The sequence below is a fragment of the Lutibacter sp. B1 genome (assembly GCF_012524075.1).
In the GTDB taxonomy this organism is placed as follows: Bacteria; Bacteroidota; Bacteroidia; order Flavobacteriales; family Flavobacteriaceae; genus Lutibacter.
Genome location: NZ_JAAZUI010000006.1, coordinates 24718 through 39916 on the forward strand (window position 1 = coordinate 24718; position 15199 = coordinate 39916).

The window sequence follows — 15199 nt, forward strand, 5'->3', positions numbered from 1 at the left end:
ATCTTTTGTTACAAAAAGATGATTTTTGTTTTGTAAATTACATCTGTTTTAAATTACTTCAGAAAATGAAAAACAGAAAATTATTGATGATTCCCGGTCCAATTGAATTTGAACCAAAAGTTTTACAGGCTATGGGTGCAGTAACTACAAGTCATGTTGCCCCAAATTTTATCAACTCTTTTGGAAATTCTATAGAATTGATGCGAAAAGTTTGGTTAAGTCCAAAAGGACAACCTTTTATTGTTGCGGGCTCCGGAACATTGGCTATGGACATGGCTGCTGCAAACTTAATAGAAACGAATGATAATGTTTTGGTTATTTCAACCGGTTATTTTGGTGAACGCTACGCTGAAATTTGTAAAAGATATGGAGCAAATGTTACCATTTTAAAAACTGAAATTGGAGCTACTGTAAGTTTAACTGCTATTGAAAAAGAATTAGCTTCAAAAAAATACAAACTTTTAACTATAACTCATGTTGATACTTCAACCGGAGTAGTTATTAATCCGCAACCAATTGCCAAATTAGCAAAAAAATACAATGTTCTTAGTGTTTTAGATGGTGTTTGCTCTGTTGCAGGCGAAGAAATTAAACAAGACGAATGGGAAATTGATGTGGTTTTGACAGCATCTCAAAAAGCAGTAGGTGTACCTCCCGGACTGGCACTTTTAGTAGCTTCAGAAAAAGCAATGAAAACTTTTAAGAACCGAAAAACACTTGTAGGTAATTACTATGCCGATTTTACCAATTGGTTACCTATAATGAATGCTTATGAAAATAGAAATCCATCTTATTTTGGGACTCCTCCTGTAAATTTAATAGCTGCACTTGAAGTAAGTTTACAGTTTATTATTGAAGAAGGAATTGAAAACCGATTCAAACGTCATCAAAAAATGGCTTTAGCTTTTCGTGAAGCAATGTTAGCGTTAGAATTGCAACTTGTTCCAATTTCAAAAAATAATTCTTCCAATACATTAACTGCCGTTTATTATCCTGAAAATATAAATGGAGGTGATTTCTTAAAAAACATGTCTGATAACAATGTAATAATTGCAGGAGGTTTACTTCCTTCAATTAAAACAAAATACTTTAGAGTTGGACATATGGGAAGTGTTAATAGTAATGATGTTATTGCTACAATTTCAGCTATCGAAAAAAGTTTAAAAACATGTGGTTATCATTTTAGAAATGGTATTGGAATATCTACTGCTCAAGATATTTTAAGTTAAAATTTGATTATAACTGACTTTAATCATCATTTAATAAGAAATACCCTTTTAATTTAGTAAACGTATTGTTTATACAAAACAACTAAAAACCTAAAAATAAAAGTGATGAAAAATATCGTAATAATCTTAGCTATTCTATTTTCTTTTTATGCATGTAAAAAAGAAATAAAAAAAACAGCAGACACACAACAAACTGAAGTATCAGAAAAAATTGATATCCCAACATTAGCACTCAATGAATTTGATTCTAAAGCCGGAGATTTTGTAAATAAACAAGTTCTAGTAAAAGGCATTGTAGATCATGTATGCAAACACGGTGGTAAAAAAATTCTTTTAGTAACTGATGACGGAGATGTACATGTAACTTCCGATGAACGTTTTGATGAAGCATTAATGGGAAGCGAAATTGTTATTAAAGGTGTTGTTCTAGAAGAAAGAATTGATGAAGCTTACTGCTTAAAAATGGAAGACGACAATATAAAAAGCCATTCAGAAGGAAAATCAAACGAAGATCAATTCAAAGCAAAAAAAGAACACATTCAACAATACAGAGACCAAATGAAAGCTGAAAATACCGACCATATTTCAATATATTCTCTAAAATATGTTTCGCATACTGTAGTTGAGTAATTTCTGTTTTTTATGATGAAGAAAATTCGAAAATGGAGTAGAATACTTCATAGAGATATTGGTTTCTTTTTTATTGGAACTACTTTAATTTATGCCATTTCAGGAATTGCTTTAAATCATATAAGTGACTGGAATCCAAATTATTTTGTTGAAATTAAAAAATTTAATACTGATATAGACTTACAAAATTCAACTATTATCAAAGAAAATATCAGTAAGTTTTTAGATGAAATTGACAATAAAAAAAATTATAAACAACATTATTACCCCAACCAAAATACTCTTAAAATATTTTTAAAAGGTGGCTCATCAATTATTGTAAATACAACCACAGGAAATGCAAAAGCAGAATACTTAAAAAGAAGATCTGTTTTTTTTGAAGCAAATTATTTACATTACAATCCCAATAGAGTTTGGACATGGTTTTCTGATATTTTTGCCGGAGCACTCATTTTATTTGCCATAACATCATTATTTATGACTAAAGGAAAAAATGGAGTTATGGGAATGGGAGGTATTTATATGTTGCTCGGAATTATAATACCAATCTTGTTTTTAATCTTTTATATGTAAAACATATTTTAACAATCAGTATGATGAGATTCTGAAATAAGATTCCGACTTCGCTCAGTAACCTTTTAGAATGACGAGTTCTATACTATTTTAGACTTCCTTTTTATTTAACGTGAGTTCTATTTAGAAGCATCTGAGATAATTAATTTAATATGGTTTTGGTTGATTAAGAATCTGTCATTCTCGCTCTTGCAGAAATGACAAAAAAACACAACAACCTTGCCAACATATCAACTATTTTAATTAATATAACTCACGTTATTTAACAACATAAAATCAGCTAAAACCATAGCGGCTAAAGCCTCTACAATAGGCACAGCTCTTGGAACAACACACGGATCGTGACGCCCTTTACCATGCATTTCAACATTATTTCCATCTTTATCAATGGTTTGTTGTGCTTGCATAATGGTTGCTACCGGTTTAAAAGCAACTCTAAAATAAATATCCATTCCATTACTTATTCCTCCTTGAATTCCTCCTGATAAGTTTGTTTTTGTAGTTCCATCAGCATTAAAAATATCGTTATGTTCACTTCCCTTCATTTTAGCACCGCAAAATCCACTTCCGTATTCAAAACCTTTTACTGCATTTATTGAAAGCATAGCTTTCCCTAATTGTGCATGCAATTTATCAAAAATAGGTTCACCCAATCCAACAGGAACATTTTGAATTACACATGTAACTGTACCACCAATAGTATCACCTTGCTTTTTTATTTCAGTTATTTTAGCAATCATTTTTTTTGCAGAAACCTCATCAGGACAACGTACTACATTACTTTCAATCTTTGTAAAATCGACTTCCTGATACGATTTTTCCATAAAAATATCACCTACGGAAGACGTAAATGCATTAATTTTTATTGAAGAAATTACTTGTTTTGCTACTGCTCCTCCAACTACCCAATTTGCTGTTTCACGGGCTGATGTTCTACCTCCACCTCTATAATCTCTCACACCATATTTTTTATCATACGTATAATCGGCATGTGATGGGCGATACGAATCTTTTATATGTGAATAATCATTTGAACGCTGGTGCACATTTTTTATGATAAAACCTATGGAAGCACCTGTAGTTTTTCCTTCAAAAATACCCGATAAAAATTGCACTTCATCAGGTTCTTTACGTTGAGTTACAATTTTAGATTGTCCAGGTTTTCTTCTATTTAATTCATTTTGAATAGCTTCAAAATCTAACTCTATCCCTGCTGGGCAACCATCAATTACACCTCCAATTGCTTCACCATGAGATTCTCCAAAAGTTGTAAGCGTAAATATTTTTCCAAACGAATTTGACATGTCAATAATTTAAGTAACAAATGTAAAAAAAAGAATTTTATTGAAGGTTCTTTTTAATTTTTGAAATAAGTTTAAAAAAGCCACAATTTTATTGCCATAGCTATAACCATAACTATCAGAAATTTTTTCACAAGTGTATCTCCTTTTTTAACCGACCATCTACTTGCAAACCAACCTCCTAAAGAGTTTCCTATTGCTAGAACTAATCCTACTTCCCAGTTAATTTTGTCATTATATGCAAAAACTGCCACAGCAGCAATGGTATAAATTAAAATTACCACCACTTTAATTGCATTACTTTTAACCAATGAAAAATTATTTATTGACGACAAAATCAACAATATAATAAATCCAACACCTGCCTGTATAAAACCACCATAAATACCCACAAAAAAGAAAAGTACAATACTCAACCATAAATACTTACCCTTTACTTTTTCTTCTTTCATAATTTGAGTCGATTTTGGCTTAAAAACCATAAAACCAACAACCAAAATCATAATAACAGCTAAAATTTTATTAAAAGTTTCTCCTTTTATATCTACTGCTATTTGTGCACCTATTATGGAGCCTATTAATGCTGAAATTCCTATATAAATACTAAACGGGAACGTAGAAACACCTTTACTTTTAAAGCCTGCAGTATTTGAAATATTTTGAAATAAAATTGCAATTCTGTTTGTACCGTTGGCAATATTTGGAGGTAAACCTAAAAAAATAAGTATGGGTAATGTTAATAATGAGCCACCTCCGGCTATTGTATTTATCGACCCGGCTATAAAACCAATAAAAATAAGTGCTATTATTTCTAAAATGGAATTCATTTAGTTATTTGATACACAAAAGTACATTAAAATTTATTAGAAATTTTTAGAAAAAAAAGTTAAAAAAGTTTGAGCAAAACAAAAAAGGGTTTTATATTTGCCCTCGCTAAAGGAGAAATGGCAGAGTGGTCGAATGCGGCGGTCTTGAAAACCGTTGAGGGTCACACCTCCGGGGGTTCGAATCCCTCTTTCTCCGCTGAAATTTATTCAATTTCAAACAAAGTCCTGTAAACACTATGTTTACGGGACTTTTTAGTTTCTACAAAACATCAAAAAGTGTATTAAAAACCATTCTGTTGGTGACCTTTTGGGTGACCTTTTTAAAACCTTTTTTAGGTCACTTATTTGTTAATAACTGTTTATAAATCAATTAGTTAAACGCAAAATAAAACCTAATTATTTCGTAAATTAATGTATAATTTTAAAGGTCACCAGAATGAACAAAACATTTGGATTATTATTCTACTTGAAGAAAAGTAAGGTAGATGCACAGGGCAAATGCCCTATTTATCTTCGTATTACCATAGATGGTAAACGTACAGAAATCAGTACAAAACGCAGTATTGAAGTTAATAAATGGAACAGTCAAGGCAATAAAGCAATTGGAAGAACTGAAGACATAAGAGAGCTTAACGCTTATTTAGATTCCCTTACTACAAAAGTATATCAAAGTCAAAGAGACCTAATTCAAGACAATAAAGAGGTCACTACAGAAACCCTAAAGAATAAGTTTTTAGGTATTGAAGAAAAAGAGCGTACACTCATAACCATTTTTGAAAACCATAATACACAAGTAAAAAAGTTAGTAGGTAGAGAATTTTCAGCAGGTACTTTAGAGCGCTACAAAACCGTATGCAAGCATCTTAAAGAATTTATGCAGCATCAGTACAAAGTAAGCGATATAAGTATTAAGCGAGTAAACCACCAATTTATAACAGACTTTGAGTTTTACTTAAAAACCGTTAGAAACTGCGGACACAACAGCACCATTAAATACATAAAGAACTTCAAAAAAATAGTGCGTATTGCTCTGGCTAATGGTTGGATAGCAAAAGACCCATTTTTAAATTACAAAGTACGTTTAAAAGAAGTCGAGCGTCAATTCCTTTCAGAAGAAGAAATACAAACAATGCTCGAAAAAGAATTACACACCAAACGAGTAGAGCAAGTAAGAGACATTTTCATTTTCTGTTGCTTTACTGGTTTAGCCTATAGCGACGTTAAGAAGCTCTCAAAAGATAATTTGGTATTTGGTATTGATGGCGATAAATGGATTAAAACAAAGCGTACTAAAACCGATACACGCAGTAATATTCCACTACTTCCAACAGCTTTAGAGATTATAAAGAAATACGAAAACCATCCAGAGGCAGTAACAAAAGGTGTTTTACTTCCTGTATTAAGCAATCAAAAGTCCAATGCCTATTTAAAAGAGATAGCAGACTTGTGTGGTATTAATAAAAACTTAACCACACATTTAGCTCGTCATACCTTTGCAACTACGGTAACATTGTCTAATGGTGTTCCAATGGAATCAGTTAGTAAAATGTTAGGTCATAAATCACTTAAAACAACCCAACACTATGCTAAAATATTGGATAGAAAGGTGAGTGATGATATGGCTATTTTAAAGCAAAAGTTCGCTAATAAAAGTAATACAGAAGCATCCAAGCGATTAGCTAATTAGGAGATATAAACAATAGCTTTCAAAATTGACTATTAATTCAATACAAAACCCTTGTAAACGCCTATAAAATCAAGGGTTTTTCTGTTAAAATATAGTGCATAAATGTTAATAAGTTTGTTTTAACTAAAGCACAAAATGTAGTAAATTAACACAATATAAATTAGGCGTTTATGCCTTTTAATACGTTTTATTATAAAATGACATTTGAAGTAATTACAAAGGATGATTTAAAGACTCTTAAACAGGAAATCATCACGGAACTGAAGACAATTTTAGGGAGCCAAACGGAGCAAAAAAAGTGGTTAAAATCAGCAGACGTAAGAGAGATGCTTAACATCTCACCAGGTACGCTACAAAATTTACGTGTTAACGGTACATTACCCTTTACCAAAATGGGTAAAACAATGTACTATGAATATGAGGACGTAATCAAAATTTTAACCCAAAACAAAAGTGCCTAATGAGAATATACATACCGGAAAACTTGGATATATTCGAGTTAACGCACAATAACCCACCAAGTTTTAAGCCCTATAAATTAGATAAGCTATGTTATATCTTGCATTTAATAAATGCTATTCCATTGATGGATAAGGATATTCAAAGTGAAGATTTTGTGCCTATCAACGCAAAAAAATTGCAGGATAAAATTCAGAATTACAAAAAGTACCTCAACTATTTAGAACACGATTTGCAAATTATTGAATCTGACAATCACTATGTAGTTGGTGAAAAATCAAAAGGGTTTCGATTTGTTGAGGAATTTAGAACACCTGTAAAGTCTATGCAGGTTGAAGATTTTACCTTTAGAAACAAATTAAAAGCACATAAAAATCGTAAAGTCGAATCGGTTAAACATCTTGACTTTTTAACAAAGTGGTTTAATGATAAACTGCAAATTGATTATGATTATATAAATGACTTTTTAGTTGAAGAGCATAACCTAAAAATGAAAGATAAAGCATTTTGGGAATATGATAGAGTCCGTAAAAAATATAAGCATCCAACAAATCAAATGATACACGCTCAAATGAGTGCGCAGAGATTAAAATGGCAAGATTATAATTTGATGCTGGATGATAACGTGTATCGCTTTCATACCAATTTAACCAATATGCCAAGTAGGATTAGAAATGCTGTAACCTACGATGGCCAAAAATTAATTTCACTAGATATTAAAAATAGCCAACCCTATTTGAGTACTATTTTGTTGAGTCGAGACTTTTGGATTGTGCAAAAATTTGAGCCAAATAAAAACAACTCTTTATCAATTGCTTTTGATGAACCGCAGAGTCACTATTTTTCTTCTTTTAAACAAATAAATAAGGTTTTCAATGAAATAGAGAGTGATAAATTAAATATTTCACAAATAAACATTCATAACAATGATTCTTACATTATGTTAGGAGAAATCCCCCAATCCCTTATAGACAATGAGTTTCAGCATTATATTGATTTAGTAGTATCGGGTAAGCTATATGAGTTTTTAGCGAATGCCTTCAAACAGGAATTGGGTATTGAATTAAAAGACCGTAAAGAAGTTAAGGCAGCAGTATTTCAAGTGTTGTTTACATCTAATCAATTTAAGGGGCAAGCAGAAGCAGCACCAAAACGTTTATTTGAGCAAAAGTTTAAAGAGGTGTATGATTTATTTGCTAAAATTAAGAGTAAAGACAAATCACTACTTCCAAGATTATTACAGAGTATAGAAAGTCATTTAATGATTAACGTCATAGCAAAGCGTATTTCAGAAGAATATCCAGAAGCACCAATATATACCATTCACGATAGTATTTCTACAACCGAAGAATATGTAGATGTTGTTGAGCAGATTATGATGGAAGAATTAACCAAAGCAATAGGTCACCCACCTACAATTAAACAAGAAGTGTGGTGCATAAGTAATATGGTTAAGCATCTTGAAAAGCTAAAACAAAAAGCATTTGCTGTAGCTTCTTAATATAAATTACAAATATTGACTCTAATAAATAAACCCACTGGAAACAGCGGGTTTTTAAATTGTATAAAAATATATCGCATTGCATTATATTAATATCAAGTAAATACAATATATTTAGTGTTTCAATTTTCCCTTATGAATCGCATTAAAGAAGTTTTAGAAGAAAAAGGCATAAAACAAGTCTGGTTAGCTGAAAAACTAGGCAAAAGTTTTAATACGGTAAATGCTTATGTACAGAACCGTACACAGCCAAGTCTGGAAGTGCTGTATGAGATAGCAGAAATTTTAAATGTAAAGGTGGGTGACCTTTTAATAGAAAATTAATAGAAGTAAAATATGTCAAATATAGACCAAACAGACTTAACGTTTTTTACTAATGAAGAAGGTCATAGTTTATTAAGTAGATTCAAATCAACTTTACGTGATACACAGTTATTTGATGTGTTAGTTGGTTATTTCAGGTTAAGTGGTTTTCATAGATTATATGATTCCCTTGAACCATTAGAGAAAATTAGAATACTGGTAGGACTAAATGTAGATAAAGACTCTTACGATATTATTTCACATCACCAAGAAATGGCGATGTTGGATTTAGAATCACATAAGAGAACAAAGAAAGTATATCAAAAAAATCTACTCGAAGAAATTGAAGATACTGAAGAACCTGAAAACAAACTACAAGAGGGTATTGAAAAATTCATAGCGTTTTTAAACGCAGATTGTTCAGATCCCGAAATAGATAAAGCTTATCACGGTAATGGTAAGAAATTAGAAATTCGAGCTTATCCATCTAAAAACATTCACGCTAAAGTGTATATCGGAAAGTTTAAACCAGATGATAGAGACTACGGATTTGTTATTACAGGTTCAAGTAATTTCTCTGAATCAGGTTTAATTGCAAATCGTGAATTTAATGTAGAGTTAAGAACAAAACGAGATGTGTTATTTGCTGAAGACCAATTCAATAAACTATGGGCTGAATCTGTTGATATTTCAGAAGATTTTATAGATACTATTGAAAATAAAACGTGGTTAAGTGAAAATATCACACCTTATGAATTATACCTGAAATTAATTTACGAATATCTTGAAGAAGATATAAATCTAGAAGATGAGTTCGACCCATTTCTACCAGATGGGTTTATGAAACTAAAATACCAAAGTCAAGCAGCCATTCAAGCGAAAAAAATATTAGATAGATACAATGGTGTGTTTTTAGCTGATGTTGTAGGTCTTGGTAAAACATTTATTACAGCTTTATTATTACAACAACTATTAGGTAGAACATTAGTTATCTGTCCACCTGTATTAAAAGAATATTGGAAAGACTCTCTTTTTGATTTTGGTATTAGAAGTTTTGAGGTTGAATCATTAGGAAAGCTAACTCATATTTTAAAAAAGGGAACAGAACGATACGATTATATTGTGGTAGATGAAGCCCATAGGTTTAGAAACGAAGGTACACAAGCTTATGCAGACTTATTAGAAATTTGTAATAACAAAAAAGTGATTCTTGTTACTGCAACACCTCTCAACAATACCATTAACGATATTTTTGCGCAACTTAAATTATTCCAATCACCAAAAAACTCAACTATTCCTGGAGTAGTAAATCTTGAAAAATACTTTGCTGGTTTACGAACTAGATTAAATAAAGTTGATAAAGCAGACCCAGAGTACAAACATCTTATAAAGGAAATATCTGATGATATTCGTAACAATATATTACGCTATGTAATGGTAAGGCGTACACGTAATGATGTTATGACCTACTTTAAAAATGACATGCAAAAACAAGGCTTGGTATTCCCAATCCTTAAAGATCCAAGCAAAATTGTTTATCAATACGAAGGTAATTTAGAAGCCATTTTTAAATCTACCATTCAACAGTTATTAGAGTTTACTTATGCCCGTTATACGCCTTTATTATTTTACAAGGGGAATAAGCAATTAACGGAATTTGAAAAGCAACAACAACGTAACGTTGGTGGTTTTATGAAAGGCATTCTGGTTAAGCGTTTAGAGAGTAGTTTTTTTGCTTTCCGAATGAGTATTAACCGTTTTATTAAGTCCTATGAGAATTTTATCGATATGTACAAATCAGGCACTATCTACATTAGTAAAAAAGTAGATGTGTATGATTTATTGGAAAATGATGATATTGATAAATTAGAAGAATTAGTAAATGAAGATAAGGCTCATAAATACAAATCAGAAGATTTTACACAGAATTATTCGGACTTACTTCAAAAAGACCTCGATATTCTAAAAGGTATAAAAGAGTTATGGTCATCAGTTAATGAGGACCCAAAACTAGAAAAGTTTATACAAGACTTAAAAACAGATAATACACTTAAAAAAAGTAAACTTGTCATCTTTACGGAATCCAAAGAAACAGGAGATTACTTATATGAAGCCTTATTGCAAGAATTTCCTGAAAAAGTAATGTTCTTTTCTAGTAAAGGCGGTAGACATACTAACGATACCTTACTATCTAATCACAATGTGTCAAGAGATATTATCCAATGTAATTTCGACCCTAACCGAAAAAAGAAAGACCAAGTTAATGATATTCAATTTTTAATAACTACAGATGTTTTAGCAGAAGGTATAAACTTACATCGTTCAAATGTATTGGTAAATTACGATTTACCTTGGAACCCAACACGTGTATTACAACGTGCAGGTCGTGTAAATCGTTTAGGTAGTGCATTTGACTTTGTATATATCTACAACTTTTTCCCAACTACACATTCCGATGCGCATTTAGGACTAGAAGTAAATATCACGAATAAAATTCAAATGTTTCACGATATTTTAGGTGAAGATGCTAAATATTTAAGTGATGGTGAAGAGTTTGGTAGTCAAGAGTTATTCAACACCTTGAATAATAAAAAGGCTTATTCAGGAGAAGATGAGGTTGGTGATTCCGAATTAAAATATTTAGAAATTATTAGAAACATCAGAGATAACGAAGCAGACTTATTCGAGCGTATTAAAAAGCTACCAAAAAAGGCTCGTAGTGGTTTTAATAATAATGAAGTTGAATTACAGACAATGCTAACTTTTTTCCGTATTGGCAAACTCAAAAAGTTCTATCAGTTTCAAAGTGGTAAATCCAATGAGGTGACTTTCTTTGATGCTGTTCAAGAATTAGAATGTACACCAAAAACGCCAAGAGTTAAAGTCCCTGAAAACTTCTTTACAATGTTGCAAACCAACAGAGCAAAATTTACGCTCGATACCACATCAAAAGAAGAAACAGGTGGTAATAAAGGACGTTCTAATGCTAAATACATTGAAGACCGCATCATAAAAGATAAGCTATTTAAAAATTTTAAAGGCTTTACGGAAACTGATGAAGAATTTATTGCGGCAGTAAAGGCAACCCTTAAAGAAGGTAAAATGGCAAAGAAAACGGCTCAAATTGTAAAAAAAGAATTGGAAAAAGTGATAGAGCCTTTACAAGTATTGCAAGTATTACGCAAGTATGGTCGTATTCAGTTGGATATTACCAACAAAAACAATAAAAAATTTCAGAAAAGAGAAGTCATTCTTTCAGGATATATTACCAATAAGTAATTATGGATAAAAATTCAGCTATTAACCTAATTGATAAAACGTTTAATAATGCGTTTGATGAAGCACAGTTTACAAACTTCATACAAAACCTATTAAACGACTTTGAAATAAAACCGAATAAATATAGTGGCAATACCATTTGGGAAGACCAACGCGACCACGTAAGCTACTACAAACGCATTGGTAAATACATAGACCCAGAAGGCGAAGCTTTAGATGTCTTGATTGTTCAAGTAAAAAATGTTTCTAAACTAGAAAGAGCAAGAACAGCATTACGAAACTTTGTGATTAAACATCTTAACAATTTTGAGAAAGACTATGCTTTAGTAGCGTTTTACTCTAAAGAAGATGATGGGTTCGACTGGCGTTTTTCTTTTATAAAAATGGAGCATCAATCCTATTTAGATGAAGAAAAGCAAAAAGTAAAAATGCGTAAGGAGTTTACACCTGCAAAACGTTATTCCTTTCTAGTTGGTAAATACGAGAAATCGCATACCGCTAAAACACAATTATTACCGCTTTTACAAAACATTGCGAATAATCCAACCATTTCAGAGTTAGAAAAAGCGTTTAGTATAGAGCGTGTAACCGATGAGTTTTTTGAACAGTACAAAAGCTTGTACATTAAAGTTTATGAGTATTTTGAAAAACAAGATTTATCTATTTTTCAAGACAGCCAATTAGATGCTTCAGGCTTTACCAAAAAACTATTAGGTCAAATCGTATTCTTATACTTTTTGCAGAAAAAAGGTTGGTTGGGTGTGCCTAAAAATGAAAGATGGGGTGCTGGTAAAAGACATTTTCTGCAACAACTTTTTGATGAGTCTTTAGAAAAAAATAAAAACTTCTTTAAAGACTATCTACAATACTTGTTTTATGAAGCATTGGCAAAGGAACGTGATAACGATAATTCGTTTTACCCACGTTTCAACTGTCGTATTCCATTTTTAAATGGAGGGCTTTTTGAAGCACAATACGATTGGAAAAACGCCAACATTTCTATTCCAACCGATTTATTCCGTAATGACGAGAAAAACAAATCTGGAGACATAGGTACAGGTATTCTCGATGTATTTGACCGTTACAATTTTACCATTAAAGAAGACGAGCCTCTTGATAAAGAAGTAGCAGTTGACCCAGAAATGCTAGGGAAAGTCTTCGAAAATATGTTGGAGATTAAAGAACGCAAAAGTAAAGGAGCCTTCTATACACCTCGTGAAATTGTACACTATATGTGTCAAGAAAGTTTAATACATTATTTAGATAATGCTTTAAATGATGACAATAAAACAGTTGTACCCAAAGAAGATATAGAGCAATACATACGCGAAGGGCATTTAGCATTAGAAAACGATGTACGTGTGGCAGAACGTGGCGAAACCAAAACCTATAAGTTTTTATTACCAGAAACTGTACGTAATAATGCCGATGTTATTGATAAGAAACTAACCGAAATACGTATTTGTGACCCTGCTATCGGTTCTGGAGCATTTCCTGTTGGTTTGTTACACGAGTTGGTAACGGCACAATTAATATTAAAACCACATTTAAGTTACAATTACCTAAATAATAAATTAAAGGAATTTGATTTTCACGAACGAGAAAGCGTTAGCGAAAGCCGTTATGTCTACCGCTTAAAAAAACACATCATACAAGAAAGCATTTACGGAGTAGATATAGACCGCTCTGCTATAGATATTGCACGTTTACGTTTATGGCTGTCTTTGGTAGTAGATGAAGACGATTTAGAACCTATAGAAACCTTGCCAAACCTCGATTATAAAATTGTGTGTGGCAACTCTTTAATTGGTATGCCAGATGGTACAATGCGAGATTTAGAGGTTGAAAAAGAGTTAGAAACTTTAAAAGAAGAGTTTTATACGGTTACTAATGAGCAACGTAAAAAAACATTACGCAACAAGATTAACACAAAAATACGAGAGCTACTAGATACAGCCGAAACCTTTGCTGGATATAACATTGACTTTGACTTTAAACTCTTCTTTTCTGAAGTATGGAAGGAAAAAGGTGGTTTTGATGTGGTGATTGGAAATCCGCCTTATGTCAATGTGGAGAAGATTGATAAAAACATAAAGCAAATATCTAAAACTTTTAGAACAGCACATATGAAATATGATTTATATGTTTTATTTTATGAAAAGGGAATAGATATTTTAAAAGAGAAAGGAGTAATAAGTTTTATAACATCAAACAAGTTTTTGTCGCAAGGCTATGGTTTGAAATTAAGAGAGGAATTTTTAAAGCATTCAATAAAAGAAATAATCAATTTCAATTATGATATTTTTAGTACAGCGACTGTAAGAACTGCCATATGCCAAATTATCAAGATAAAACCTCACAAGGATGATATGATCAACATTATTGATGTTCATAGTATTGGTGATTCACAAAAATTTGAAAACTTAATGTATGAACATCTCTTACAAAGGATTTTTACAGAGACTGAAAATTTTAACTTTAGGATAAATCTAAACAAAAGCAAAATAAATGTACTTGAAAGATTAAAAGATAATACTCTTCAACTTGAAGAAATTTTCTCTGTTAATTATGGATTGAGACCAGTGCCTTTAGATAAAACAAAAGGGAAAGATTATTTTATTAAAAACGAATATCAGAAAGGATTGAGTAAATATTTTGAGGGTAAGGATTTAGGGTATTGGTCAATTAAAGAACATAAATATATAAACTATCTTCCTGATGAAATGTACAATCCGATGTTTAAGGGCTTATTCCTTAATGAAAATTTAGTGGGTTTATGTACCTTAAGTGATATTACAAAACTAAGATTTTGTTACACTAAAAATGATTATTTCACTAATCATTCAAATGCTTTATTAACATTTTGGTGGCAGCTAGAAAACGAAAATTATACTACAATTAAAAGAAATATTACTTCTAAAAGAATTAACAATTCTAAAAATTTTCAGTATAAATATGTCCAAGCAATCTTAAATTCAGATGTAATAAAATTTTATTTTAATGAGCTAATGTATGATGGTACACACTTTTATCCTAATCATATGAAAGCTTTACCAATAAGACAATTAGAGTCAAAATATCAAGAAGTTATCTCTTCAATTTCAGAGTACAATTATTATTTAGAATTTTCAGAATTTAAAGATTTATATGATTTTTTCTCTTTGCTGTCAAACTCAATCATTTTTGAAATTTATTTAGACTACGAATTTCAAACTACCGATAAATCCATTCTAAAACACCTTCCAGACCTCAAACCTATCAATGATAGTATGAGTGAAGAAGAAAAATTAGGTATTATACAAAGCGAGTACGAGCGGTTGTACCACCCAGACCATCCTGTACGCTTTGCAATAGAAACCCTAGATAGTATAGAAGAGGTGCGTATAATTAGAGAGGCTTTAAAATCGTAA

Annotated in this window: 11 protein-coding genes and 1 tRNA gene; 10 read left to right on the forward strand and 2 right to left on the reverse strand. The window is 31.3% G+C overall.

Annotation, left to right across the window (positions count from 1 at the left end; genetic code table 11):
- The first annotated feature begins 65 nt into the window (after nucleotides 1-65).
- From HGB55_RS04775 to HGB55_RS04785, 3 genes are all read left to right on the forward strand, one after another.
- A complete protein-coding gene (locus HGB55_RS04775; protein WP_168815178.1) occupies nucleotides 66-1229 on the forward strand; it encodes an alanine--glyoxylate aminotransferase family protein in 1164 nt (387 codons plus the stop codon).
- A gap of 105 nt (nucleotides 1230-1334) precedes the next feature.
- On the forward strand, nucleotides 1335-1859 hold the full coding sequence (locus tag HGB55_RS04780) for a hypothetical protein (protein WP_168815180.1): 525 nt from the start codon (nucleotides 1335-1337) through the stop codon (nucleotides 1857-1859).
- Nucleotides 1860-1871: 12 nt separating this feature from the next.
- A complete protein-coding gene (locus tag HGB55_RS04785) occupies nucleotides 1872-2432 on the forward strand; it encodes a PepSY-associated TM helix domain-containing protein (protein WP_168815182.1) in 561 nt (186 codons plus the stop codon).
- 239 nt (nucleotides 2433-2671) lie between these two features.
- Here the strand turns inward: HGB55_RS04785 and aroC are convergent, their stop codons facing one another.
- On the reverse strand, nucleotides 2672-3736 hold the full coding sequence (gene aroC, locus HGB55_RS04790; protein WP_168815188.1) for a chorismate synthase: 1065 nt from the start codon (nucleotides 3734-3736) through the stop codon (nucleotides 2672-2674).
- 71 nt (nucleotides 3737-3807) lie between these two features.
- Entirely contained in the window at nucleotides 3808-4560 is a 753-nt protein-coding gene (locus HGB55_RS04795) for a sulfite exporter TauE/SafE family protein (protein WP_168815189.1), read from the reverse strand.
- Between the two features lie 111 nt (nucleotides 4561-4671).
- On the opposite strand from HGB55_RS04795, the gene HGB55_RS04800 reads away from it, so the two are divergent.
- The 7 genes from HGB55_RS04800 to HGB55_RS04830 all read left to right on the forward strand — a co-directional run bounded on the left by HGB55_RS04800 (nucleotide 4672) and on the right by HGB55_RS04830 (nucleotide 15199).
- Nucleotides 4672-4756 (forward strand) — tRNA-Ser (locus HGB55_RS04800).
- 240 nt (nucleotides 4757-4996) lie between these two features.
- The gene (locus HGB55_RS04805; protein WP_168815190.1) at nucleotides 4997-6247 is read left to right on the forward strand and encodes a site-specific integrase; all 1251 of its coding nucleotides are present in this window, start codon (nucleotides 4997-4999) and stop codon (nucleotides 6245-6247) included.
- 197 nt (nucleotides 6248-6444) lie between these two features.
- Complete coding sequence (locus HGB55_RS04810) at nucleotides 6445-6708, forward strand: helix-turn-helix domain-containing protein (RefSeq protein ID WP_168815191.1); 264 nt, start codon at nucleotides 6445-6447, stop codon at nucleotides 6706-6708.
- The gene (locus tag HGB55_RS04815) at nucleotides 6708-8207 is read left to right on the forward strand and encodes a hypothetical protein (protein WP_168815192.1); all 1500 of its coding nucleotides are present in this window, start codon (nucleotides 6708-6710) and stop codon (nucleotides 8205-8207) included. Before HGB55_RS04810 ends, HGB55_RS04815 begins: the two co-directional genes overlap by 1 nt.
- Before the next feature lie 135 nt (nucleotides 8208-8342).
- Nucleotides 8343-8531, forward strand: a complete 189-nt coding sequence (locus tag HGB55_RS04820) for a helix-turn-helix transcriptional regulator (protein WP_168815193.1) — start codon at nucleotides 8343-8345, stop codon at nucleotides 8529-8531.
- Between the two features lie 12 nt (nucleotides 8532-8543).
- A complete protein-coding gene (locus tag HGB55_RS04825; protein ID WP_168815195.1) occupies nucleotides 8544-11789 on the forward strand; it encodes a helicase-related protein in 3246 nt (1081 codons plus the stop codon).
- A gap of 2 nt (nucleotides 11790-11791) precedes the next feature.
- Entirely contained in the window at nucleotides 11792-15199 is a 3408-nt protein-coding gene (locus HGB55_RS04830; RefSeq protein WP_168815197.1) for an Eco57I restriction-modification methylase domain-containing protein, read from the forward strand.